This window comes from Novosphingobium barchaimii LL02 (genome assembly GCF_001046635.1).
Classification (GTDB): Bacteria; Pseudomonadota; Alphaproteobacteria; order Sphingomonadales; family Sphingomonadaceae; genus Novosphingobium; species Novosphingobium barchaimii.
In genome coordinates, this window is sequence record NZ_KQ130457.1 from 276,326 (window position 1) to 300,200 (window position 23,875).

Sequence of the window (23,875 nt, forward strand, 5' to 3'; positions counted from 1 at the left end):
GGTCTCAGGCCCTCGGCATGCCGAGCATGCGCTCTGCGATGATGTTGCGCTGGATCTCGTTGGAACCGGCATAAATCGGTCCCGGCAGCGCGAAGACGTACCCATCCAGCCAGTTGTCCGGATCGGCGGCAGCCGGCGCCAACGCGGTGAGTTCGGCTCGGTCGCCTAGGATGTCGAGGGCGGTCTGATGAAGCGCGATGTCGAGTTCGGACCAGAAGATCTTGTTCGTTGATGCCTCCGGCCCGATCGTGCCGCCGGCGGCGAGGCGCGAGGCCATCGCGTAGATCGTCAATGCATAGGCGTCTGCGTCCATCCAGCTTTTCGCCACGCGTTCGGCGATCGAGGCAGGAAGGGTGTCCTTGTGCTTTTCGTAAAGGGCTATCAATTTGCGGGCCGCCTGCTGGTAGCGTGCCGGCGATCGCAGCATAAGCCCGCGCTCGAACCCGGCGGTGGCCATGCATACGTGCCAGCCCTGGCCTTCTTCGCCGAGCCGATTGGTTACGGGCACGCGAACGTCGTCGAGGAAGATTTCGGCAAAGACCAGTTCGCCGTCCATTCGCGCGATCGGCCGGCGGGTAACTCCCGGCGCATCGAGCGGAAACAGGACGAGGCTCATGCCCTTGTGTCGTTCGCTGCCCGGCTCACGGAACAGGCCAAAGGCCCAGTCGGCGAAAGTGGCGCGGCTGGACCAGATCTTCTGGCCGTTGAGGACGTATTCGTCGCCGTCGCGCGTACAGGTCGAGCGCACACCGGCAAGATCGCTGCCGGCCCCAGGCTCCGACCATGCCTGGGCCCAGACGTCGTCGCCTGCGGCCATGCGCGGCAGGAAGCGGGACTTCTGTTCCTCGGTGCCGAACTCCATCATCGTCGGGCCGAGCAGGAAAATACCGTTCTGGTTGACGCGGGTTGGCGCCCCCGCGCGGTAGTATTCCTCCTCGAAAATCAGCCAGCGGATGAGGTCTAGACCGCGCCCTCCCAGTTCCTCGGGCCACGTGACCATGCCCCAGCGGCCTTCGTTGAGCTTGCGCTCCCACTCCCGGTGGGCCTCGAACCCTTCCTGGGTGAGGTCGAACGAAGGCAACGGGCCGGAAGGCACATTGGCCTCCATCCATTCGCGCACTTCCAGGCGGAATGCGCGTTGCTCAGGGGTATATTCGAGTTTCACGACCCTGCCTGCTTCTTGTTTTCCGCCGCCATCGCCTTGCCGTCGAGACCCGCGAGCGAGTTGCCCATGGTCAGATCGTTCTGCGCATGGGCGAAATGGTGCATGTGATAAACCGCATCCATCGCCGCGCGCTTGCCACGCAGTTCCTCGACGTGGTTCACGGCCTGTTTTGTCAGCCAGGCGCCGAGACGCGGCTGCGCGGCCAGCTTCGCAGCGACGGCAGCCGTTTCCGCGCGCAAGGCATCGCGCGTGACGATGCGGTTGACCATGCCGAACTGCTCCGCGCGCTGTGCGCTCATCCGCTCGCCCAGCAGCAGGAACTCCTTGGCGATGCGCGGCGGAAGTTCGTAGGCGTGGGCGAAATACTCGACGCCGGGGATGCCCATGCGGACAACAGGGTCCTGGAAGAAGGCATCGTCCGATGCGATTATGAGATCGCAGACCCAGGCCAGCATGAGGCCGCCGGCAATGCAGGCGCCCTGTACCATCGCCACGGTGGGTTTTGGGGCGTCGCGCCAGCGTCGGCACATGCCCAGGTACTGTTCCTGCTCACGGGTATAGAGCAGTTCAGCCGCCGGCTTGTTGGTGTGCGGCGCGATGAGCATCCGCTTGTCGAATTCATGGTGCAGATCGCGCCCCGGGGTCCCGATGTCGTGACCCGCCGAGAAGTGTTTGCCGTTGCCGGCCAGCACGATCGCCTTGACCGCGTCGTCCCTCACCGCTCGCTGGAAGGCGTCGTCGAGGGCATAAGTCATCTGGCCGTTCTGGGCGTTGTTGAAGCTGGGTCGGTTCATCGTGATCCACGCGACCGATTCGATCACTTCGTAGAGGATCGGCTCGTCCGTTTCGTATGTGATATCGACCTTCTGGGGTTCGACTAGGTCAGTCATGGCCGTTCTCCGTCTGCCCATTGAGCAGCACGAGCGCATCGACCGCGACCGCACCGCGCCCCTCGGGCAGCACCAGCAAGGGGTTCACTTCAACTTCGCGCAACATGTCACCCCCGGCAAGCACTGCCTGACCGAGTGCGGCGATGGCGCGCGCCGCAGCCGGGACATCGGCCTTGGGCGCGCCGCGATAGCCGTCCAGCAGACGGAAGCCCTTGAGACTGCGCAGCATCGCTTCCGCGCCTTGCGCATCCACCGGAAGCAGTGCGTGGCATGCATCCTTCATCAGTTCGGTCCACACGCCGCCCAAGCCGACTGTCAGCATCCAGCCGAACACCGGGTCGCGGGTGACGCCGGCAAGGATTTCGACGCCGCCAGTCAGCATCGGCTCCAGTGTCACCCCTTCGATGTGGACACCGGGCAAGGCCTGCGCCTTTGCCATGACGTCCGCGTAGCCTTCCTCGACGGCCTCGGCGGTCGTCAGGCCGAGCTTGATCAGACCATACTCGGTCTTGTGCGCAACGTCGGGGCTGACGAGTTTGAGCACGAGCGGAAAACCGACTGCCTCGGCTGCTTCGCGCACTTGGCCGGCGTCAGTGACCAGCCGGTCCTCGACGACCGGGACGCCGAAGCGGGCGAGTGCCTCCTTCGCTTCGGTTTCCGACAGGGCGGAGCGATCTGCCGCGATCTCGGGCCAGGTCGCCGTGTCGGACGTATCGGCAGCGATGGCGGTGCCGGCCTTCTTCCATTGGCCATAAGCGCAGATCGCGCGGGCGGCCCGGTCGAAGTCGTCGAAATAGCCGATCCCTGCGGCAGCGAGCCGTTCCCGATCGGCCATGGCGAAAGTGTCTATCACGATGATAGCCTTGCCGCTTTGCGCCGCGGCCTTTTCGACCTGATCCAGCGCGCTCGTCAGGAAAGCGCCCGGCAGATAGAGTAGCAGGACGTCGATATCGTCCGGCTGCAACGCCAGCTTGATGCATTCTGAAAGGAAGTTGTTGGAATTGACGATGTTGCCGGTGAGATCGACCGGGTTCGACACCATCGAGTGCCCCGGGATCTGGGCATCGAGGCCGTCCTGGACGTCCTGCGGGAAGCTGGGCACATCGCCCCCGGCCAGAGACAGCGCATCTGAAAGGATCGCCCCGGCCGCCCCGGAAATACTCAGGATCGCGCAGTTGCTCCCACCGATTTTGCCGCCCAGCGTATGCAGGTAGGCCAGGTCGGCCAGACCCGAAAGCTCGGAAGCGCGCGCCACTCCGGCGCGGGCGAAGGCGGCGTCGTAAGCGGCATTGTCGCCAGCGAGCGCGGCGGTGTGCGATCGGGTGGCCTCGGCCCCTTTTTCGCTGGCTCCTACCTTGTAGACGGCCAGCAGCTTGCCCGCTGCCCGGAACTTACGGGCAGCGGCCAGGAACTTGGCACCGTCGCGCAGCTCCTCGATATAGCACAGCGCCGAGGTGGTGGCGTCGTCGCCTGCGAGGTAATCCAGGTAATCGCTGAAATCGACGGTAGCTTCGTTGCCGGTGTTGATGACCTGGCTGAAGGTGACGCCGGCACGGCGGGCCATGCGAAAAACGGTGGCGCACATGTTGCCGCTCTGGGTCAGCAAGGCGGTGGACCCCGCCGGTTCACCGGGCTGGAAGGACTGGCCGAACGTGGTGAAGATTGCATCGGTGAAGTTGGCGTTGCCCATGCAGTTGGGCCCTGCCACCTTCATGCCGCTGCGCTGTGCGAAGGCGACGAGTTCGTCCTGCCGGGCCTGTCCTTCGGGCTCGTTGGTCTCGGCGTAGCCCGAGGCATAAACCAGGGCTGCGGGAATGCCCAGCGCGTGGCAGCGTTCGAGCTGCCCCAGTGTGGCTTCGGCCGAGACCGCGAGGATGGCGAGGTCGACCGCTTCGGGTACGGATTCGATGTCCTTGTAGGCTGGACGGCCCTGAACGGTCTCGTTCTTGGGATTGACGGCATGCACGCGGTCGAACCCGGCGCGCACAAGCAGTTCAAGCGGCACCCCGCCGATGCGCGCCTTGTTGTCCGACGCCCCGATGATCGCGATCGAGCGGGGCTTGAGCAGTGCTTCGAGGCTCATGCGGCCTCATCCTTGCCGGGGGCGGCCGGGCCGGGCGTGAAAGCATATTCGGCCGGGTCGAAGTTCTCGGTCAGGTTGCGATAATCGACGAGTCGCCAGGGTGAGTTCGCGGTGACGCGCCCATCCTTGTTCTTGTACCAGCTGGTGACGCCAGGATGCGACCAGACCATGCCGCGATGCGCGGCATCAACCTTGTCCTGGTAATCCCAGAATGCCTCCGGCTTGACCTCGAGCGCGGCATTGCCGGTTTCCACCAGTTCGCGCAGCCCCTGCATGATGTAGCGGATCTGGCATTCGGAGTGGAATACCGCGCTGCCGCCGTGGGCCAGATTGGTGTTGGGGCCGTAGATCACGAAGAAGTTCGGGAAATCGGGAACGGTGATGCCCAGGTGCGCGCGGGGATCGTCCTCGCCCCAGCGTTCGCGGATAACGGCGCCGTTGCGGCCTTCGATATGCATCGGCCACAGCAGGCGGCGCGCCTGGAAGCCGGTCGCCATGACGATGATGTCGACTTCGTGACGCACGCCATCCTTGTCGATCACCGCATCCGCCTCGACATGGTCGATGCCGCTGTCGATCAGATCGACGTTGGGCCGGGTCAGCATGCGGTACCAGTGGTTGTCGCGCAGCATGCGCTTGCCATAGGGCGGGAAGTCTGGGGTCGCCTTGCGGATCAGTTCAGGATCGTAGTTCACTTCTCGGGCGATGTGTTCTTCAAGCTGCTTGCGGACAAGGGCATTGTCCGCGTTCAGCGATCGTGCGCTGTCATGCCAGTCGGGGTCGATCCGCAGCTTGTCGTGGAAGGTGTCCGAAGAGGACCAGAACAGCTGGAAACGGAACCATTTGGAATAGAAGGGAATGTTCCGCAGCACCCACTTCTTGTCGTCAGTGACTTTTTCGAAGTAGAGCGGGTTGTGCATTGCCCAGTGGGGCGAACGCTGGAAGATCGCCAGGTTGCCGACGACCGGGGCGATGGCGGGCGCGATCTGCATGCCCGACGCACCTGTGCCGATCATCGCCACCCGCTTGCCGGCCAGATCGACCGAATGATCCCAACGCGCCGAGTGGAAGGCAGGCCCCTCGAACGTGTCGAGCCCGGCGATATCAGGCATCTGCGGGCGGTTGAGCTGGCCAACCGCACTCACCACGGCGTTGGCGCTGGTGCTGTACGTCGAGCCATCGGCGCGGCGGACCTCGACGTTCCATATCAGCGCTTCGTCGTCCCAGATCGCCGAGACGACCTCTTCCTGGAACCGGATCGCGCCACGGATGCCGTTCAGCTCGGCATTGCGCTTGATGTAGCCTTCGATCTCGTCGCCCTTGGCGAAGAAGTGATTCCAGTCGTCATTGATGGCGAAGGAATAGGAATAAAAGTGGTTTGCCGTATCGACGCCGATGCCGGGATACGTGTTTTCGTACCAGGTGCCGCCGACCTCTTCGTTCTTTTCGATGATGACGTGGTCGATGCCGGCCTGCTTGAGCTTGATCGCAAGGGCAACCCCCGAAAAGCCCGCACCGATCACGAGGACCTTGAAGTCCGCCAGAGCTTCGGCGCTGGGCTCTTTGCGCCATTTGACGGTCTTCGGGTCGATTTCCGCGAGATCGAGTTCCTCGATCGCGAGTGGCAGGTATTCCGGCGGAACGGTCTGTCCGGTGCACGCGTTCAGCATGGCCTGGAGCAGATCCATCGGCGGAGCAAGCGGCAGCGGTCGTCCGCGGTCGGCATAGTCGGCCAGAACATTGGCAACTGCTTCGCGCAGCTCGGCCTTCAGTTCGGCCGGGGTTTCATCATGAAAGCTCCAGGGCCCTTTGATGTGCGGCGCAATGCGTTCAAGCCAGGCCGAATCGCCGCCCAGATGGACGAGTACCATGAGCAGGGGCGCCGTATCGGCATGTTCAAGGTGCTTCAGCAGGGCGGCGCGGTCACTGACCAACTGCTTCAATCCCTGCGGATCATTCTGGGGAATCATCGGCTTCCACTCTCACCTAGGGTTATCATCTGTGCCATCATCTCGGAGCTTCGGGTTCGGCTGCGTCACGAGGATTGTGCGGCTTGCCCTTGACGGCTCATGGCTGAAATTCTCTCCTAATCGCTGTAGCCATTATTGCAATAGCATCGTTTCATTGATTATTGCCGTCGGTAGTGGCATTGGCGATGAGACGCCCGGGAAACAGGGCATGGAACGCGGCATGCAAGGGCGAATCGAAGCCCCGGTTGGGAGAAGGACACTGGTTCAAAGCGATAAGACCCAGGCGCAGCCCGCGCACAAGGCGATCAGGGTTGCTGCTGATGGCAGCGCCGTGATCGAAGGCCGCAAGTGCGTGGATTGCGGGGCCGTCGTCGCCGATGCGACCATGGCCTGCCGGGCCTGTGGCAGCCGCACGCCGCTTGAGGCGGTGCGTGCCGGGCCGGGCGGCAAGGTGTTCAGCTGGTCGGTCATTCACCGCAGCTATCCGGGCATTCCCGTACCGTTTGTGTCTGCGATCGTCGATCTTGATGGAGGCCTCACGCTCAAAGGCACCCTGCGCGGTATTGCGCCCGAGGCCGTGCATCCCGATCTGGCGGTGGAAGCCGTGATCGACGATGCGGGCGGTATTCTTGACAAGGAAGGCCGGCCTTACGTCGGGTTTCACTTCGTCCCGAAAGGAGTTGGCCAGTGAGCGACGCATTCATCGTGGGCGCGGACATGATCCGCTTCGGGCGGCACCCGGACCGGACGCCGTTCCAGCTGGCGGCAGAAGCCGCTTTGCTGGCGCTTGACGATGCCGGTATCACGATCCGCGAGGTCGAGGCGATCTACGCCGGCTCGACGTTCAATTCCGCCTCGATGGTAGCCCAGCGGGTGCTCCAGCTCATCGGTCAGACCGGGGCGATGTGTGTCAACGTCTCCAATGCCTGCGCTGCCGGGGCCACTGCCGTTCGGCAGGCGATCCTCGCCGTGAAAAGCGGGGAGTACGACGTCGTCCTCGCTGTCGGCGCGGAAAAGAATCCGCGCGGCCTGATGGGCGGACCTCTGACGGAAGGACCTCCGCCGGAAGGGCTGTTCGGTTCGGTCGCGCCGCCGTCGATTTTCGCCGAGGCTGGCATGGTCCACGCCAGCCGATACGGCACGACGATCGAGCAGTTCGCCAAGGTGGCGGTCAAGAACCACCACCATGCCACGATGAATCCCAAGGCGGCCTATCGTACCGAGACGCCGCTGGAAGATGTGCTGGCCAGCGAAATGATCGCCTGGCCGCTGACGAAGCTGATGTGCTCACCCAATGTCGATGGTGCCGCCGCCGTGGTCGTCGTATCCGAACGCAAGGCTCGCGAACTGGGGCTGGCCCGCGCCGTAAGGGTGAGGGGTTCGGTACTGGTTTCAGACCCTTACGAGGCCCGCGCGCCCGAGATGTTCGACCCCAACTCCGTGACGCGGCTGGCCGTTGGCAAGGCGTACGAACAGGCCGGGCTCGGGCCGGAGGACCTTGACATGGTCGAGTTGCACGATTGCTTCGCCACGGCGGAACTGCTGCACTACGAGAATCTGGGTCTGTGCGGCGAAGGTGAGGCCGGGCGCCTGATCGACAGCGGAGATACCGCGCTGGGCGGAAGGCTTCCGGTGAACGTCTCGGGCGGATTGCTGGCCAAGGGCCATCCGATCGGCGCGACGGGCGTCGCCAACATCGTCGAGGTCGTCCATCATCTGCGTGGTGAAGCCGGCGCCAGGCAGGTCGAGGGCGCACGGATCGGTCTGACCCATGTCCTTGGCTTCGCTTCGGTCGCCGCTGCGGGCGTCCATGTGCTGGAGAAAGCGTGACATGAGCGGGGCGTGGATTGATCTGTCCGGCCAGGTGGCGGCGGTGACCGGCGGGGCCGCGGGAATCGGCCGGGCTACTGTGCTGGCGCTGGCGCAAGTCGGGGCGCGGGTGATCGTGCTGGACCGCGATTTCGCCGGTGCTCAGGCGGTCGCCGGGCAGGTAGGTGGAAGCGCACGCGCGCTCGACGTCGGCGACGAAGCACAGTGGCGAGAGGTTGGCGAATGGATAGAGGCCGAGTTCGGCCGCCTCGACATTCTCGTCAACAGCGCAGGTGTCGCACTCAAGGACAGCGTCGGCGATAGCTCGCTTGATACTTATCGAACTACGTTCAGCGTCAACGTCGAAGGTTCGCTGCTTGGGATGGGCATGGCGCTCCCCTTGATGCAGCGGCAGGGCAAGGGTGCGATCGTCAACCTTTCGTCCTCTGCCTCGCTGCGGGGCAACACGCTTATGGCGTCGTATGGTGCCAGCAAGGCGGCCATCGCGCATTTCACCCGCAGCGCTGCCATACAGAACCTGCGCGCCGGGCACGATATCCGCATCAATGCCGTTCATCCCGGAATAATCGAGACGACGATGGCCGACGATCTTTGCCGGATCTACGACAAGATCGGATCGCCCGACGCCGTGCGCGCTGCCGTCTCGGTGGGGCGAACCGGCCGCCCCGAGGAAGTGGCTGACCTCATCGTCTTCCTCGCTTCCGACCGAGCCAGCTACATCGCCGGCACGTCGATCGTCATAGATCGCGCCGCCAACGCCTGACTTTGCGCCTCAGCGCGCCTGCCGTTTTATTGGAGCATCCCGTGAACGATCCGCTTTTGCAGTCCTACCAGACCCGTGGCCTGAATTTCCGCAACCGCATGGTCCATGCGCCCACGACGATGAACATGTCGGATGACAAGGGCTACGTCACGCAGCAGGCCGTAGGTGCCTATGAGGCATTGGCCGCCGGCGGATTCGGGGCGGTCTGCGTCGGTGCCACCAATGTGCGCTGGGACGGCCTCATCAACGAACGCATGCTGGGGTTCTACGACGACACCTACATCATCAGCCATCGCGAACTGGTGGAAGTGATTCATCACAACGACGCGCTCGCCGGTATCCAGCTGTTTTATGGTGGCCTGATTCCAGGCGTCGGCACGTCGTTCCCACTGGATCCGGGGAAGGGCTGGATTCCGGGCACCGTCGCATGGGGCCCCTCGGGACGCTATCCCATCGGCAACCAGCAGCCGGGCGTCGTTCCCACCGATGTCTACAAGAGCCTCGTCGAGGATTACGCCCAGGCCGGTCGCCGCGCGATGGAGGCGGGGTATGATTACATCTCCTACCATTTCTGCCATGGATCGCTGCCGCACGTCACTTTGTCGCTGCTTGAAAATGCCGGTCGGAACGACGAATACGCCGATCACTTCCTGTTCTGCGAACAGATCCTGCAGCGCACCCAGGAACTGTGCGGCAAGGACTTTCCGCTGATCCCGCGCCTGTGCTGCGACGAGAATTACGAGGGCGGATACGACGTCGATTATTTCGTCGAAAACTACGCGCCGCGTCTGCATGCGCTGGGGATCGAGGCGCTTGATTGCACGTTCGGCTCGATGCTGCCTGCCAAGAGCCGCGATCCGGAGGTCTCGTCGGGCGAGTTCATCGGCGGCGGTTTCTACGTACCCAATCTCGTCGCTCTTGATAGCCTGAAGCGGCTGCGCGCCGGTTTGCAGCGCAAGGGCATCGACATGCCGCTGATGGGTTCGTGCAACATCAACACTCCCGACCAGATGCGCACCATGATCGCCGATGGCGCTGCCGATTTTTACGCGTCCTGCCGCCAGTCGCTCGACGATCCTGATTTTCCGCGCAAGATCACCGAAGGGCGCGAGGATGAAATCCGCAAGTCGACCCGTACCGGCGCCTCGCTGATGACCGGCAACATCTTCGGCAAGGGCATCGCCGGGTCGGCACAGAACGCCTCGTTCGGCCGGAACCGCGACTACCGCCTGGTTCCCGCGCTTACCCGCAAGAAGGTCTACATTGCCGGAGGCGGCTCGGGCGGCATGGAATACGCCCTCACCGCCCATGAACGCGGCCACGACGTGACGATCTTCGAGGCTTCGGACCAGCTTGGCGGCGCGATTGCCTGGGCCGGTAACTACCGCACCTTGCCGAACATGGAACAGATTGCCTACCAGTCCGACTGGCACCGGTTGATGGTCGCCAAGGCCGGGATATCGGTGCGCCTCGAAACCGAACTGACCCGCGACGTCGTCCTCGCCGAAAAGCCCGACGTCGTCGTGGTGGCTACGGGTGCCAGGCCGGCATTGCCGGATGTCCGCGGCCTTGACGCTGCGCTGGCATCCGGTTTTGCGCGCACGATAGATACTGCGCTGAAGGAAGGGCTGGACACGCTCCCCGACGGGCCGCTGGTGGTTTGGGGTTCGGGTGAAGGCATTGAACTGGCGCTGGATCTGGCGCGGTCCGGGCGATCGGTGCGCCTTCTCGATCCGGCAGAAAAGCTCGTGCCGGCGCCTTACATCGGGTCGCGGGCCAAGTCCGTCCTGCGGTGGGCCCAGGAGGTCGGCCTCGCCGCGGAACAGGGCGTGAACCTGTTGGAGGTCGCTGCCGGAAATGTGGTGGTGGGGCACGCCGACGGGCGGCAGGAAACGATCGCCTGTGCCAGCCTTGTCATCGCGCCGGGCCGGGTGGCCCACGCACCGCTCGCAACCCAGTTGCACAAGCTTGGCATTGCCGTGGAGGTCGTAGGCGATGCCCGTCGTCCCCGTTCCTACGGTAACGCCATCCACGAATCCGCCTATCTGGCACGCCGGGTCTAAGCCTGGGAAGCAGGGAGCAAGCACTTGGCACTTTACACTACGCTTCACCTCCACAACGTGCCGGCAGGGCGCGAGGACGATTACGCTCGCTGGTTCGATGGCGAACATCGCGAGAAGCTGGGGCTGCTGCGCGGACTGATCGGAGCGGACCGCTTCGAGACGACGGAGCAGCAACTGGGCGATGCACCCCAGCCCTGGCGGTATCTGAGCGTCTACGATTTCGATCTGCCGGACCCCGCGATAGATGGTCCTGCCCTCGGACCTTTGCTGGCCGAAGCGAGGGATGCGGGGCTCGTCCGCGGCGACGAGACAGAACGCCTGTTCAGCTATGAGCTGTACGGTGACTGGAAGGGAAGTCCCAACTGGCAGCGTGACAGGCCGCTATCCGGCGTAAGCGTGCTTATCGGCAATTACGTCCCCGGGCGCTTCGACGAATACCAGACCTGGTATGAAAACGTGCATAGCGTCGAGGTCGCCAACGTCCCCGGGCACGTCGCGATGAAGCGTGGTCGGCTCAGTGATCATCAGGTCGCGCCGCGTACGTACTGCCCGGGAGACCAGCTTGTGATGACCGCGCAGCAGACCGACGATCTGGCTTTCACCATCACCGATTTCGTCGCTCGCGCGCTTGGCCACAGCCCCAGCGGCATCGCCATGGAGCCGCGCTCGTCGGCCGGCTCGCTCGCGCGCACGGTGCATTACTTTCGGAAGATCAGCGGTGACAGGTTCTGGAACGAAGGGATCGCCTATGCAGGAGATCTTTCCGCCTATCCCGACAAGGCCTGAATGAGTGTACGGCCGGCGTGCGATCGGCACGCCGGCCGTATTGCGTCATCAGGAGAGGCCGAGGACGCGGGCGGCATTGTCGTGCAGGAACTTGGGCCAGACCGATTCCTTGAATGGTACCTCATCCATTTCGCGGAAGATTCGTGACAGATCGAGGCCCATCGGAAAATAGCCGCCGTAGATGATCTTGTCCTCGCCGCGCGTGTTGGCGAATTTCACGATCTCTTCCGGCCAGTATTTGGGGGCAAACGCCGAGGTCGAATAATACAGGTTCGGCCATTTCAGCAACAGCTTGACGGCCAGATCGACCCAGGGCTCGGCGCCGTGGCGCATTACGATCTTCAGTTCCGGAAAATCATAGCAGACTTCGTCCAGGTGTCCGACGTACTGCGGCATCATCGGGATGCGTGGCCCAGGCACACCGGTCGTGCAGAACGCAGGAATATCCAGTTCCACGCACTTGGCGTAGATGGGATACCAGTGCTTGTCGTTGATCGGGCAGGGCGGGTTCTGACCGGATGGAAACATCGATATGCCGCGCAAGCCGATCTCGTCGTATGCTTTCTGAATGGCGCGAACCGAATCCATTCCCAGATGCGGATTGACCGGCATTATGCCCACGAAACGGTCCGGATACCGGTTGAGTGCCTGCAACGAGCGGTCGTCGTTGGTGTGGATCACACCGATCGCGATGTTGAATTCATCCATCTTCGCGATGGTTTCCTCGATGGACGATTCGCGCGCGCGATCGGCGTCGAGTTCCCCGGGGAGATCCTTGAACATGTACTCGGCTGGATGGCGGTCCCACTTCACGCGCTCACTCGCTACCGCAGGCGCGTGGGCGTAATCCCTGAAGCCGATCAGGGTGTCTATCGCTGCGATGTCGCGAGGCCGGGGCATTGGTAATCCTTTTTTCGAGCTTCTCGGAACGCCGCGCATTCCGGGGCTTACGAGTGGTATTGCAACAGGCGTGAAGTATTGTAAAGCGGGTGCAGGGGCAAGCCTTGAGGCCGCCAGGGACGCGCCAAAACGGTAAGGCGCTACCGAATCGGATTGGGGAAATAAGCGCCCAAGGGCGACGAGAGGTGCAGCTTGAACTTTGATTACACTGACGACCAGAAGGCGCTCAAGGACGAAGCGCGGAAATTCCTATCGGCATTTTCGGGGCTGGCGGTGGTTCGCGGGGTTCTCGAGGATGGTCAGGCGGGGCACGATCGCGCACTGTGGGCACGCATCGGCGAACAAGGCTGGTGCGGCGCAGCAATACCGGAGATCTACGGCGGCCTGGGGCTCGGCTATGTCGAACTGTGCGCCCTTGCCGAGGAACTCGGCCGCGCTGTAGCGCCCGTCCCGTTCGCCTCCAGCGTCTACCTGTTCGCCGAAGCGCTGCTGCTGGCCGGGAGCGAGGACCAAAAGGCGGAGCTGCTTCCGCTAATTGCCAGCGGCGAATTGATCGGCACGGTTGCGGGTACCGAAGTTCCCGGCGTGCTGTGCGATGCCACGCTGAACGCGCAGGTGGTTCAAGGGCGGCTCACCGGCATAAAGGTTCCGGTTACGGATGGGGATGCGGCCGACCGCGCCGTCGTGCTGGCTCGCGGTGAGGCCGGCCCGGCGCTTTACCTGGTTGACCTGACGGGTCCGGGGGTGACGCGCGAACCGGTCTCGACGATCGATCCCACTCGTGGAGCTGCCAGCTTGCGTTTCGAAGGCGCTCCCGCGCAGGCGTTGGGGCTGGAAGGAAACGGGTTCGAACTGCTGGCCCGCATCCAGGACCGGGCAGCGATCCTGATGGCTTTCGAGCAACTCGGCGGCGCCGACCGGGCGCTGGAGATGGCCCGCGACTACGCGCTCGAGCGTTACGCGTTTGGGCGCCAGATCGGCAGCTACCAGGCGATCAAGCACAAGCTGGCCGACGTCTTCGTCAGGAACGAAGTCGCAAGGGCCAATGCCTATTACGGGGCCTGGGCGCTCTCGTGCGATGCGCCTGAACTGCCGGTGGCCGCCGCGGCCGCACGCGTGGCGGGATCGGCCGCCTACTGGCTGGCATCTAAAGAAAACATCCAGACTCACGGCGGCATCGGCTTCACCTGGGAGGCGGATTGCCATTTCTTCTACCGAAGGGCGCGCCACCTTGCGCTGATTCTTGGCGCGCCGCGCGACTGGAAGCGGCGTCTGGCCGATCGCCTGCAACGCCAGGTCGCCGCCGAACTTGGTCAAGGGAACTGACGCATGAACTTTGAAGACAGCCCCGAAGAGGCCGCCTACCGCGCGCAGGTCCGCGGCTGGATCGCCGCCAACGCGCCGGACATGAGCCACCTTTCACCTGAGGAGCGGCGCAACTGGCACGACCGGCACAAGGAAGTCGCCGGGATCTGGCAGGCTACCAAGGCGGACGCGGGCTATGGCTGCATTTCCTGGCCGGTGGCCTGGGGCGGCGCGGGCGGGACGTCGATCCAGGAGGCCATCTTCAATCAGGAAGAAGCGCGCGCCGGTCTGCAGTTCACCTACTTCATGACTGGTCTGCATATGTTGCTGCCGGCCTTGCTGGAGCATAACAAGGACCCGCTCTCCCTGAGCCTGATTCCCCCCGCGGTTCGCGGCGACAAGATCTGGTGCCAGCTGTTCTCCGAACCGTCGAGCGGCTCGGATTCCGCCGGCATCCGCAGCGCGGCGGTGAAGGAGGGCGAGGAGTGGATCGTCAACGGACAGAAAGTGTGGAACAGCGGGGCGCAGATCGCCGACTATGGCATGCTGATCGCCCGCACCGACCCGGACGTGCCCAAGCACAAGGGCCTGACTGCGTTCTGGATCGATATGAAGACGCCTGGCGTCGAAGTGCGTCCGATCAAGATGATGTCGGGCGACAACGAATTGAACGAGGTTTTCCTCACTGACGTGCGCATTCCTGACAGTCAGCGGGTCGGGGAAGTGGGGGGGGCTGGAAAGTCGTCATTTCTACCCTGATGAACGAGAGAGCCGCGCTCGGTTCGGGCAGCGGACTGTCGTGGCGCGACGTCGTGAAGCTGGCAGGCCAGATCGCATCCTGGGAAGGGACCGCGCTCGACGATCCGGCGTTCCGGGAATGGCTTGCCGACCTTTACGTGGATGCCGAGGCGATTCGCCTTCTTAGTTTCCGCACGCTGACCTCGCTGTCCAAGGGCACGGCACCAGGACCAGAGGGTTCTGCCGGAAAATTGCTGTGGTCCGGCCTGGCGCAGAATCTGTCCAGTCAGGCGCTCGACATCCTCGATCATTCAGGGCTTGTCGACGACCCGGACATCGCCTTGATGAATGGTGCGTTCCAGCACCGTTTCCTGTGGGCTCCCGGGCTGCGGCTTGGCGGCGGCACGGACGAGATCATGAAGAACATCATAGCCGAGCGTGTCCTGGGCCTTCCCGGTGACATCCGCGTCGACAAGACCGTGCCGTTCCGCGAAATTCCCCGTGGGCGTTGATCAAGACCAATCGATGGAGTTGCAGAAGTTGGCTGACGTGAAACTGATCATCACCGACCGCGCAGGCGAGGTACGCAACGTCACCGCCCAGTCGGGAGACGTGCTGATGCAGGTGTTGCGAGAGCACGTCGATCTGACGCTGGGGACTTGCGGGGGAGCGATTTCCTGCGGCACTTGCCTTGTGACGCTGAGCCCGCAATGGCTTGCCTCGCTGCCAGCGGCAAGCGACGATGAGGCCGAGATGCTCGAAGCCCTGGATGCGGGCGCGTTTTCCCGACTTTCGTGCCAGTTGGCCGTCGATGCGGCAGCGGATGGCATGGAGGCTACTATAGCGCCGGAAGAATGACGTCCTCTCGCCAAGTGGCTTTGACGCTCCTGGCGAGATGGGTTATATTGCAATAGGTCTCGTGCATTAGTTCGGGGTCGACGATGCGCGAAGAAGCACAGGACATACGTCTGTCCTGGAAGAAAGTCTGGTTCGGAGATGGAAATGGCCACAGCACCCGCAGTTCTTGATCGTGGCTACGCCGCCATGCCGATACCCTTCGGGTGGTTCGCGGTGGCGATGTCCGGCGATGTGGCGCCCGGCCAGATCAAGACCCTTCGCTACTTTGATACCGAGTTCGTCGTCTGGCGCGGCGAGGATGGTACGGTCAATGCCGTCGATCCGTTCTGTCCGCACCTGGGGGCGCATTTGGGCGTCAACAGCACGGTGTCGGGCAACGATCTGCGCTGCGCGTTCCATCACTGGAGCTTCAACGGCAATGGCGGTGTCACCGACATTCCGTATAGCCGCATGGTTCCGCCCAAGCTGCGTCGCAACTGCCTTCCGACCTGGCCAGTCTCCGAAGCGGACGGGGTCATCTTCGTGTGGTATCACCCGAAGAAAGCCGCACCGAAATGGGACGTGGCGCGTCTGCCCGAATGTCCGGAAGGCGAATGGGTGCTGGCTGAAACGCACGAGTGGGTTATCAATATCCACTGTCAGGAAATCACCGAGAACGGTCAGGATCACGCGCACTTCGGCGCGGTTCACGGCGTGTCGTCCGCCCCTAAGGGTGAGTTCCGCCTTGATGGCTGGGTCCGTCGCAACACGGTTGTCGTCGAGATGCCGACACCGCGGGGACCCATGACCGGCAAGATCGACGTCACCGCCACCGGCCCGGGCCAGTCGATTACGGAGTATATCGACGTGACGCATATCGTGCAGTCTCAGCAGGTCACCCCGATCGATTCGCAGACGACGCATCTGCGCTGGCAAATGTATCATATTCCAGGGCTTAGCGACGGCCGCATGCGCGTGACCCAGGCCCGGATGCGAGACCTGGTCAAGCAGGTGAACGAGGACATTCCGATCTGGAATACCAAGCGTTACATGAGCACGCCGCTGCTGGTCGAAGGGGACGGACCGATGATGGCGTACCGGGCCCAGTATGCACGCTTTTTCCAGTTCGACGATCCGGAGCCCGACAGCCAAGCTGCCTGATAGGACCTTTGGGCCGGCGTTGACACGGAACAGCGAACCGAAGGTGGTCGCTGCGCCCATGACGAGCAACGGGCCCGGCATCAAGCAGGTGACGCGAGAGGGTGATCGAATGAACGCAAGACTGGCAGGCCGACGCATCCTGATTACGGGCGCGGCTAGCGGCATGGGCCGCGAGATCGCGCGCCTCTTCGCGGGGGAAGGGGCTCAGCTCGGGTTGCTGGACGTGAACGAGGCAAGCCTGAGCGCGGTGTCTTCAGAATTGGGTGCGTTTGGTCATGCTTGCGACGTCACCGACCGATCGCAGGTAAATCTCGTTGTCGCCGATGTCGCTCGGGCGATCGGCGGTCTCGATGGCGTGGTCAACGCGGCGGGCATACTAGACATCGTGCCGTTCGCAGACCTTGATCCCGCCAGCTGGGACAGAATGCTCGCGGTCAATGTGACGGGGCCATTCAATATCCTGAAGGCGGCGCTGCCGTTTCTGCTGGCGGCGGAAGCGGCCACGATCGTCAACATCGCTTCGGTCAGCGCGCTGATGCCGATGCCCGGTACTACCGGCTATTCCGCCAGCAAGGCGGCACTATCGATGTTCACCAAGTCGCTGGCGCTTGATCTTGGTCCCGGCATTCGTGCCAACACGATCTGCCCCGGCGTCATCAAGACGCAGATGACGCGATATCTTTGGGAGAATCCCGAACATTCGGACCGGGCGGCCGATCGCGTAGCTTTGAAGCGCCTGGGCGAAGTGCAGGATGTTGCTCGCGCGGCGCTTTTCTTCACGACCGAGGACTCCGGCTTCACCACGGGCACACAGTTGCCCGTCGATGGCGGCTTTTCCTGGCGTTGAAGGGCTCGCTGCCCGGCCGTCTGCCTGATGGGCAGATCAGGTCGGTTCGGAAGCAGCGATTTCGCGCGCGCGCGCTCTCAGTACGTCTTTCTTGACCTTGCCCGAAGGCACTCTCGGCAGGTCGTCGACCACTACCACGTGCTCGGGGAATTTCTGGCGCGCGAGCCCTTCTGCATCGAGATAGCGACGAATTTCCGGCAGATCTATGGATTGTCCGGCTCGCGGAATGATGAAGGCACAGCCCTTTTCCCCCGTTGCGGCACTGGGCATCGCGACGATGGCGACTTCGGCGACCGCGGGATGGTTGAAGAGAAGGTCTTCGACCTCCTTGGGGCTGATGTTCTCGCCCGAGCGAATGATGATGTCCTTGCTTCGCCCCGTGATGACGATGTAGCGGCCGCCATCGGCCCCGTTCACGATGCGGCCCAGGTCTCCCATCCGGAAGAACCCGTCGGCATCGAAATTCCCGTCGTTGTCGGCGGCGTGGGCATAGCCGAAGAACAGACCCGGCCCGCGGGCGATGATCTCGCCTTCCTCGCCATCTGGTAGCGGGCGCCCGCTGGCGCCGTCGACGACGATCAATTCAGCCGGATAAACGATAGCGCCGTCGGTATCGGCGCCAAGGTCGGCCTGTTCGCGTGTCTGGATACCAAGCGTGGCAGTGACCATCTCGGTCGAACCGTAGCAGCGGAAGAACAGGCATTCGGGGAAGGTCCGGGATGCCTTGCGGATAAGGTCGGGCGAAACCGTGGTGCCGCCGCAGAAGAACAGCCGCAGCGAAGCCAGCGCCTCCGGCCGTTCGCCGGCAGTGTCGAGCAACTGCTGCAGGAAGGGCGTGGCACCTCCGTTGACGGTGCATCGGTTGGTTTCGATGACCTGGATGCCTTCCGCCACCGTCCACACGTCCATGAGCACGCTGGCGGAGCCATGGATCCACGTCATGTCGAATGCCCACAACGCGCCGGTGATATGAGTGACCGGCGAGGGCATGAAGACCGTGTCTTCCGGGCCGATCGACCAGGCCTCACCCATGGCGCGGGCGCGATGATCGTAGCTGTAGTGGGTATGCAGAACACCCTTTGGCTTGCCGGTGGTGCCCGAGGTGTACATCGCCATCATCACCGCCGCGGGATCCACGGTCGGGAGTGTCGCCTCGTCGAGGGGTTGGAACGTCAGCGCTTCGTTCCAGGTCAGCGGACCGGCGCCGCGTACCACGACGATGTCGCGTAATTCGGGAAGGACAGGGCGCAGGCCTTCCAGCATTGCGGCATGATCGTGGCGGCGGAACACGCCCGGGGTGAAGATCAGCTTGGAGCGACAGTCCGCCAGAATGTAGGCAAGCTCCGATTCCCTATAGATCGGCGGAATCGGATTGATGACAAGCCCGGTCATTCGCGCCGCGAGCGCGATCACCGCTGTCTCCATCCAGTTGGGAAGTTGGAAGGAGACGACATCGCCGGGCTGCAGACCGCGCGACTGGAAGAAACCGGCGAGCCGCAGCGCCTGATCCCATGCCTCTCGCCGGGTCAGGCGACGATCGCCCTCGATCAGGAGGGTATGCTCGGGATCTTCGGCAAGCGACTGGCGCGCCGCATCGACAAGCGTCGTGTTCGTCCAGTGACCTTGCGTCAGATAACGCTGGGCCAATTCGTCGGACCAGCGGGTCTGAAAGCCGCTCGGGTCCGTTACCATCGACCAATTCATGCGAAATACCGGGCGTTCATAGATCTGCGGATATCCATGCTATTTTGTCGCATTCGTACATCAATCTGCCAGCGCCACGGTCCGCCCCTCGTCGGATGCGGTTTCTATCGCATCCAGTAGACGGGTTAGTCGGACCGCCTTGTCGAAATCAGGAACTGTGCGGGTTCCGTCACGTATGTCGTTTTCAAACTGGGACCACAACTGCGCTACGTTTATCGCGGCACCGTCAAGACCCCCGACAGCCGGGAGCGGCTGGTCCTGTGCGGTCTTGGAGCACACAACCTGCAGTTCCGCGCACTGGTAGCCACCCGGGTGGTAACCCTGAATTTCAAGGGTACCGTCCACACCGCGCAGTTCGAACCGCAACGGGATAGGTTGGCCTCCCACGATCTCGATGCTCGATACGCAGCCCGATTCATGCTTCGCCGTCAGCAGCATGTGATCGGCGCACGAGCGCCGAACCCGTTCACCGGTCCCCGCGATTTCCACCGTATCGAGCAGGATCGAATTGCGGGCCGAAATCTCGACACAAGCGCCGACGACGGCTTCGGCGGCGGCGAGGGTATGTCCGCCCGCGATCGTTCCCAGTGTCGCCCCGTTGCTGCGATCCTGCAGGTAGGCATAATGCGGCGGGGCAGTCGTGCCCCAGCCTGCGGTGGACGAAACCACACGCAAGGCGAGCGGACGCCCTACCGCGCCGTCGCGAACGAGCGCGGCAGCATGGCGTACGGCCACCGAATTGGCCCCCTGCAGCCCGACCGCCACATGCAGACCCGAGCGACGCGCTGCGTCAGCCATTTCCCGCGCCTCGGCGAGATTGCGCCCCAGCGGCCATTCGCAATAGACGTGCTTGCCCGCTTCAAGCGCTGCCAGCACGATGGCGCGATGCTCCGGGACCTTTACCGTTACCGCGACGACATCGACGTCAGGATCGCGGACCATGCTGAGGGTGTCGCCGTAAGCCCTGGATGCACCGAATGCTTCGGCTGCGGCATCGGCAATGTCCTGATTTCGGGCAGACACGGCGACCAGTTCGATCGCCGGGATGCCGGCGAGGGCGGGGATATGGGTGTCGCGAGCCCAACCGCGTTCGGGATTGGCGCCTGCGATCGCAAGTCTGAGCGGACGCATCTTCAACGACCTTTCGGCAGGCCGAGCACGCGGTCGGCCGTGATCTCGCGCTGGATCTCGTTTGTTCCGCCGGAAATGCTGAACACCCAGCTCCACAGATAGTCGTAGGTCCAGGGGTGGGCTGCGCGATCCCCGTTGAACTCGAGAAAATCCCAACCCATGATTTCACCGACCACTTCGCTCAGGGCCTTGTGGGTCGAGGTGACCATCAGTTTCATCATCGAACCCTTCGGGCCGGGTTCACCGGTGCGGTCGGTTTCCGCGATGTCGGCCAGGGTCATGGAGCGGATCGCAATCGTATCCGCCTTGATCGATGCGAGACGCTGCGCGATGCTCCCGCATTCGATGGCACGCTGCCCATTTTCGAGCAGCGTGTTTTCCGCCAGTTCGATCGCGCGGCAGACCCGCTCGTACAGTTCCAGCTGATCACCGATGAAGCCGAGACCGCGCTCGAACGACAGGGTCGCCAATGCGGTGGACCAGCCCTTGTCCACTTCGCCCACGACATTGCTGAGCGGTATGCGGACGTCGTCGTAGAACACCATGTTCACATGGTCGTCCTGCATCATCGTGCGGATCGGCTTGATCTCGATCCCCGGCGTCGTCATGTCGCAGATGATCCAGGTCAGCCCCTTGTGTCGTTCCGAATCCGGACCGGTGCGGATGAGCAGTTCCTGGAAGTCCGCGTGCTGCGCGTCGGTGGTCCACATCTTGGCGCCGTTGACCACAATGGAATCGCCGTCGATGACGCCTCGAGCCTTGAGCGCAGCCAGATCCGAACCGGCGTTGGGTTCGGAAAATCCCTGGCACCACAAGGCATCGCCATTGAGGATGCGTGGAAGGTGAAACGCCTTCTGCTCGGTGGTCCCGCGCGCGATCAGGGTCGGCCCGGCATGCATGAGCGCGACGTACATGGTGTTTATGTGATGGGGAGCATTCGCCCGCGCCAGTTCCTCGTACCAGATGACCTGCTGTAGCCCGGAAAGGCCGAGGCCGCCGAACTCCTGCGGCCAGGCGATACCCGCCCAACCGTGGTCGAACAGCTTTCGCTGCCAGTCCCTGTCGAACTGTGCGGCCGCCGGACCATGCGCGGGCCGGGGCGCGTCAGGTACGTTGGCGGTCAACCACGCCCGCGCCCGAGCGCGAAATTCACGGTCGGCCTCGGAATAATGCAGATCCATGTCAGTTTTCCAGGTGTGCGTCTAACAGGCGGGACAGGAGGCTCCGCTTCGATCCGAAAATGCGCGACAACACCATCGAGTGCTTGAGCAGCAGATGGGCATCGTGTTCGTCGGTGATGCCTATGCCGCCGTGAAGCTGGATGTTGGTGTCCGCATTGCTGAGACCGGCGACATTGGCGAGGTGCTTTGCCGCATTGACGTGCATCTCGGCATCCGAGCGTCGTTCCTTGGTGGCGGTCGCCGCATACCAAAGTTCAGAGCGCGCCGCCTCCAGGCGAACCGCCATATCGGCGCACGGGTGCCGCACCGCCTGCCAGGATCCGATTTTACGGCCGAAGGTTTCGCGCACCTTGGCATAATCTACTGCCTGATCGAGCGCGGCTTCGGCTATGCCGATCAGCATGGCGGCCGTACCCAATTGTCCCAGGCGCCAGATATCAGGGCCATCGAGCGTTTCGAGAGGGGCGGGCAGTTCTGCCACCATCCGCATCGAGTTCGCCGGGTCAAGAGCGCAGCGGGACGATGACGGCACACCCTCAAGCACGTAGATGGCCGAGGCAGTCTCGGTCACGAGCAACCCGAAGCGGGCGTCGGGAGAACCGAAGATGCGGTAATCGCCGCCGTCCGCGACCATCAGGCCGACGCCGACTTCGCCGCCAGCAATGGATGCGCGCAGCGCCGGATCCATGACGGTGTTTGCCGCGAGGCATTGTGCCAGCAGATCCAGCGGCGCGCACTGGCGTCCGGCTTCGCGGAAAAACAGCACGTGCTCCACGGCCGACAACCCGCTGCCGCCTGAACTTTCCGCTACGGAAAGTGCAAACCAACCCATCTCGCCAAGTGCCTGGCGCAGCGGCGCGCCCAGGTCGGCCGCCGCCGAGGTGTGCAAGCGGCTGATCGACATGGCATCGGACAGAAAATCCGCCGCCGCGTCGATGATCGCGAGTTCGTCCCCATCAGGTGCGAGATACATCTTCTTTCCTTCTTCCAATCTCGCTGGATCGCTGCCGAAAGAATGATTCTTTGGACGAGCATTTTCTCCCGAACAAGGTTGATAGGGAAGGGCTAAGAAATTGCAACAACCTTGTGCCATTTCACTGTTTGCGCAGGCGTGAAACCGCAGTGGCGCAGCGTTCAGCCGTGCACGCGAGGTTCGGAAATCCCGATCTCGCCCGGTACGAGGGCATAAACGCCGCCGTTCTCGGCGCTGGCAGAGATGTTCGTCGGCATCGCCATTTTGGTGGATGTCACGAAAAGGGTTCCAAGGTCGGCTCCTCCGAAGCATGGCTTGGTCGGATTGGAAAAGGGCAGGGGGATGATCCGATCCAGGGTCCCGTCGGGCAAGTAGCGCCTCAGCGCCCCTGCGCTGACGTTGGCGAGCCAGTAAGCGCCTTGTGCATCCACGGTTGCGCCGTCCACAAAGCCTTCCCCCTGGCCAAGCGACAGAAACGGCCGAGCCCCGGAGATTGCGCCGGTCGCAGGATCGAGGTCATAGGCGTCGACCCGCCTTGTCGGTGAATCGGACAGGTATATGGTCCGCCCGTCGGGACTGAAGGCAAGGGCATTGGCGACGCTGATGCCTTCGATCACCGGGGTCAGCAGGTCGCCGTCGAGACGGAACCAGCACCCGCCGCGCGCATTGCGATCTGCCGGAAAATGCTGATCGAAGGACCCCACCCAAAAGCGCCCCTGCCGATCGCACCGGCATTCGTGGAGCGGCACGTGACCGGGCAACGGCGACCGTGCGCGCAGGATCAGCGCTCCGTTGGCCGGATCGAAGTCATATACGCCGTCGGCGAGTGCAAGCAGCAACCGACCTTCGGCGGCCAGAACAAAGCCGCCGATGCGCTGGGACATGGCCCAGTGCCGGCGCTCGTCTGTTGCGGGATCCCAGCGATGAAGTTCAGCAGGGTGTTCGCAATTGACCCACCAAAGAACCTGCGCAATGTCGCACCAGACCGGCGTTTCGCCGAGATGATTGTCGGCATCCACAGCCAGACGAACGTCATTCATGCTCTTCCTCCTCGACCAGTATTGCGCGGAGATACGAATGAAGCTGTTATCGCCGCGTGGCTTTTCCTAGGCCTGGATGACAGGTGTCGATTGAAAAACGACAAGTTGCCATGTGCCCGATTGCGCGCTCCAAACCTCGCATACCCGATTGTCGAGATGCTTCTCCGTCCCGTCTACCCGGACGTTGGTCGCCATGCGGCCGGTCAGGACCGCAGCGTCCTTGCCCAGTTCGGTGACGACTTCCTCGGTCCACGAGATGCTTACGTAAGCGATGCGCCCGGCGGCCATCTTCGTCAGGTACGCGGGCTTGTCGTCCACCGCGCCCGTCGCGTGATGGAACCGCAAGCGCGTGTCCAGCAGTTGCTCCAGCATCCTTGTGTCATTGGATAACATGGCGGCGCAGCGCCTCTGTTCCATCTCCAGAATCGCCGGGCGGATATCGACGGACATGCCTATGTTCCTCTCCAGTTCGACAGACGCGCATGTCGCGCGGCTTTTTTGTGCGCGG

22 protein-coding genes are annotated in these 23,875 nt (G+C 63.2%); 11 read left to right on the plus strand and 11 right to left on the minus strand.

Annotation, left to right across the window (positions count from 1 at the left end; translation table 11 throughout):
- Positions 1-4 precede the first annotated feature (4 nt).
- The 4 genes from V474_RS20100 to V474_RS20115 are packed head-to-tail and all read right to left on the minus strand — an operon-like array spanning position 5 to position 6,108.
- The gene (locus V474_RS20100; RefSeq protein ID WP_059153186.1) at positions 5-1,165 is read right to left on the minus strand and encodes an acyl-CoA dehydrogenase family protein; all 1,161 of its coding nucleotides are present in this window, start codon (positions 1,163-1,165) and stop codon (positions 5-7) included.
- Positions 1,162-2,055 (minus strand): enoyl-CoA hydratase, encoded by an 894-nt coding sequence (locus tag V474_RS20105; RefSeq protein WP_059153187.1) that lies wholly within the window; start codon positions 2,053-2,055, stop codon positions 1,162-1,164. Before V474_RS20105 ends, V474_RS20100 begins: the two co-directional genes overlap by 4 nt.
- A complete protein-coding gene (locus tag V474_RS20110; protein ID WP_059153188.1) occupies positions 2,048-4,138 on the minus strand; it encodes an acetate--CoA ligase family protein in 2,091 nt (696 codons plus the stop codon). The genes V474_RS20105 and V474_RS20110 overlap by 8 nt, the downstream gene beginning before the upstream one ends.
- Complete coding sequence (locus V474_RS20115; RefSeq protein ID WP_059153189.1) at positions 4,135-6,108, minus strand: FAD-dependent oxidoreductase; 1,974 nt, start codon at positions 6,106-6,108, stop codon at positions 4,135-4,137. Before V474_RS20115 ends, V474_RS20110 begins: the two co-directional genes overlap by 4 nt.
- Before the next feature lie 76 nt (positions 6,109-6,184).
- Between V474_RS20115 and V474_RS25125 the strand changes: the two genes are divergently transcribed.
- The 5 genes from V474_RS25125 to V474_RS20140 are packed head-to-tail and all read left to right on the plus strand — an operon-like array spanning position 6,185 to position 11,550.
- Complete coding sequence (locus V474_RS25125) at positions 6,185-6,799, plus strand: Zn-ribbon domain-containing OB-fold protein (protein ID WP_169795110.1); 615 nt, start codon at positions 6,185-6,187, stop codon at positions 6,797-6,799.
- The gene (locus V474_RS20125; protein WP_082699910.1) at positions 6,796-7,938 is read left to right on the plus strand and encodes a thiolase family protein; all 1,143 of its coding nucleotides are present in this window, start codon (positions 6,796-6,798) and stop codon (positions 7,936-7,938) included. Before V474_RS25125 ends, V474_RS20125 begins: the two co-directional genes overlap by 4 nt.
- Position 7,939: 1 nt before the next feature.
- Positions 7,940-8,701, plus strand: coding sequence for an SDR family NAD(P)-dependent oxidoreductase (locus V474_RS20130; RefSeq protein ID WP_059153191.1), 762 nt, complete (start codon positions 7,940-7,942; stop codon positions 8,699-8,701).
- Between the two features lie 41 nt (positions 8,702-8,742).
- On the plus strand, positions 8,743-10,764 hold the full coding sequence (locus tag V474_RS20135; RefSeq protein ID WP_059153192.1) for an oxidoreductase: 2,022 nt from the start codon (positions 8,743-8,745) through the stop codon (positions 10,762-10,764).
- A gap of 24 nt (positions 10,765-10,788) precedes the next feature.
- A complete protein-coding gene (locus V474_RS20140) occupies positions 10,789-11,550 on the plus strand; it encodes a hypothetical protein (RefSeq protein ID WP_059153193.1) in 762 nt (253 codons plus the stop codon).
- A 48-nt stretch (positions 11,551-11,598) separates the two neighbouring features.
- Here the strand turns inward: V474_RS20140 and V474_RS20145 are convergent, their stop codons facing one another.
- Complete coding sequence (locus V474_RS20145; RefSeq protein ID WP_236711357.1) at positions 11,599-12,489, minus strand: amidohydrolase family protein; 891 nt, start codon at positions 12,487-12,489, stop codon at positions 11,599-11,601.
- 153 nt (positions 12,490-12,642) lie between these two features.
- Between V474_RS20145 and V474_RS20150 the strand changes: the two genes are divergently transcribed.
- The 6 genes from V474_RS20150 to V474_RS20170 all read left to right on the plus strand — a co-directional run bounded on the left by V474_RS20150 (position 12,643) and on the right by V474_RS20170 (position 17,338).
- A complete protein-coding gene (locus V474_RS20150; protein ID WP_059153195.1) occupies positions 12,643-13,776 on the plus strand; it encodes an acyl-CoA dehydrogenase family protein in 1,134 nt (377 codons plus the stop codon).
- A gap of 3 nt (positions 13,777-13,779) precedes the next feature.
- Complete coding sequence (locus tag V474_RS26420; RefSeq protein ID WP_201786076.1) at positions 13,780-14,514, plus strand: acyl-CoA dehydrogenase family protein; 735 nt, start codon at positions 13,780-13,782, stop codon at positions 14,512-14,514.
- Positions 14,514-15,005: an acyl-CoA dehydrogenase family protein gene (locus tag V474_RS26425; protein WP_201786077.1), complete on the plus strand. Its 492-nt coding sequence runs from the start codon at positions 14,514-14,516 to the stop codon at positions 15,003-15,005. Before V474_RS26420 ends, V474_RS26425 begins: the two co-directional genes overlap by 1 nt.
- A gap of 37 nt (positions 15,006-15,042) precedes the next feature.
- Positions 15,043-15,351, plus strand: coding sequence for a 2Fe-2S iron-sulfur cluster-binding protein (locus tag V474_RS20160; protein WP_059153281.1), 309 nt, complete (start codon positions 15,043-15,045; stop codon positions 15,349-15,351).
- 144 nt (positions 15,352-15,495) lie between these two features.
- Positions 15,496-16,491, plus strand: coding sequence for an aromatic ring-hydroxylating oxygenase subunit alpha (locus V474_RS20165; protein WP_169795111.1), 996 nt, complete (start codon positions 15,496-15,498; stop codon positions 16,489-16,491).
- 58 nt (positions 16,492-16,549) lie between these two features.
- Positions 16,550-17,338, plus strand: coding sequence for an SDR family NAD(P)-dependent oxidoreductase (locus V474_RS20170; protein ID WP_169795112.1), 789 nt, complete (start codon positions 16,550-16,552; stop codon positions 17,336-17,338).
- Between the two features lie 36 nt (positions 17,339-17,374).
- Here V474_RS20170 and V474_RS20175 read toward each other — a convergent pair whose 3' ends face one another.
- From V474_RS20175 to V474_RS20200, 6 genes are all read right to left on the minus strand, one after another.
- Complete coding sequence (locus V474_RS20175; RefSeq protein ID WP_059153198.1) at positions 17,375-19,030, minus strand: AMP-binding protein; 1,656 nt, start codon at positions 19,028-19,030, stop codon at positions 17,375-17,377.
- 72 nt (positions 19,031-19,102) lie between these two features.
- Positions 19,103-20,173 carry a Gfo/Idh/MocA family protein gene (locus tag V474_RS20180; protein ID WP_059153199.1) on the minus strand — a complete coding sequence of 357 codons (1,071 nt, stop codon included), beginning with the start codon at positions 20,171-20,173 and terminating at the stop codon, positions 19,103-19,105.
- A 2-nt stretch (positions 20,174-20,175) separates the two neighbouring features.
- On the minus strand, positions 20,176-21,354 hold the full coding sequence (locus V474_RS20185; RefSeq protein ID WP_059153200.1) for an acyl-CoA dehydrogenase family protein: 1,179 nt from the start codon (positions 21,352-21,354) through the stop codon (positions 20,176-20,178).
- A gap of 1 nt (position 21,355) precedes the next feature.
- A complete protein-coding gene (locus tag V474_RS20190; protein WP_169795113.1) occupies positions 21,356-22,345 on the minus strand; it encodes an acyl-CoA dehydrogenase family protein in 990 nt (329 codons plus the stop codon).
- Positions 22,346-22,488: 143 nt separating this feature from the next.
- Positions 22,489-23,346: an SMP-30/gluconolactonase/LRE family protein gene (locus V474_RS20195; protein WP_169795114.1), complete on the minus strand. Its 858-nt coding sequence runs from the start codon at positions 23,344-23,346 to the stop codon at positions 22,489-22,491.
- An 87-nt stretch (positions 23,347-23,433) separates the two neighbouring features.
- Positions 23,434-23,817: a nuclear transport factor 2 family protein gene (locus V474_RS20200; protein WP_059153203.1), complete on the minus strand. Its 384-nt coding sequence runs from the start codon at positions 23,815-23,817 to the stop codon at positions 23,434-23,436.
- Positions 23,818-23,875 lie beyond the last annotated feature (58 nt).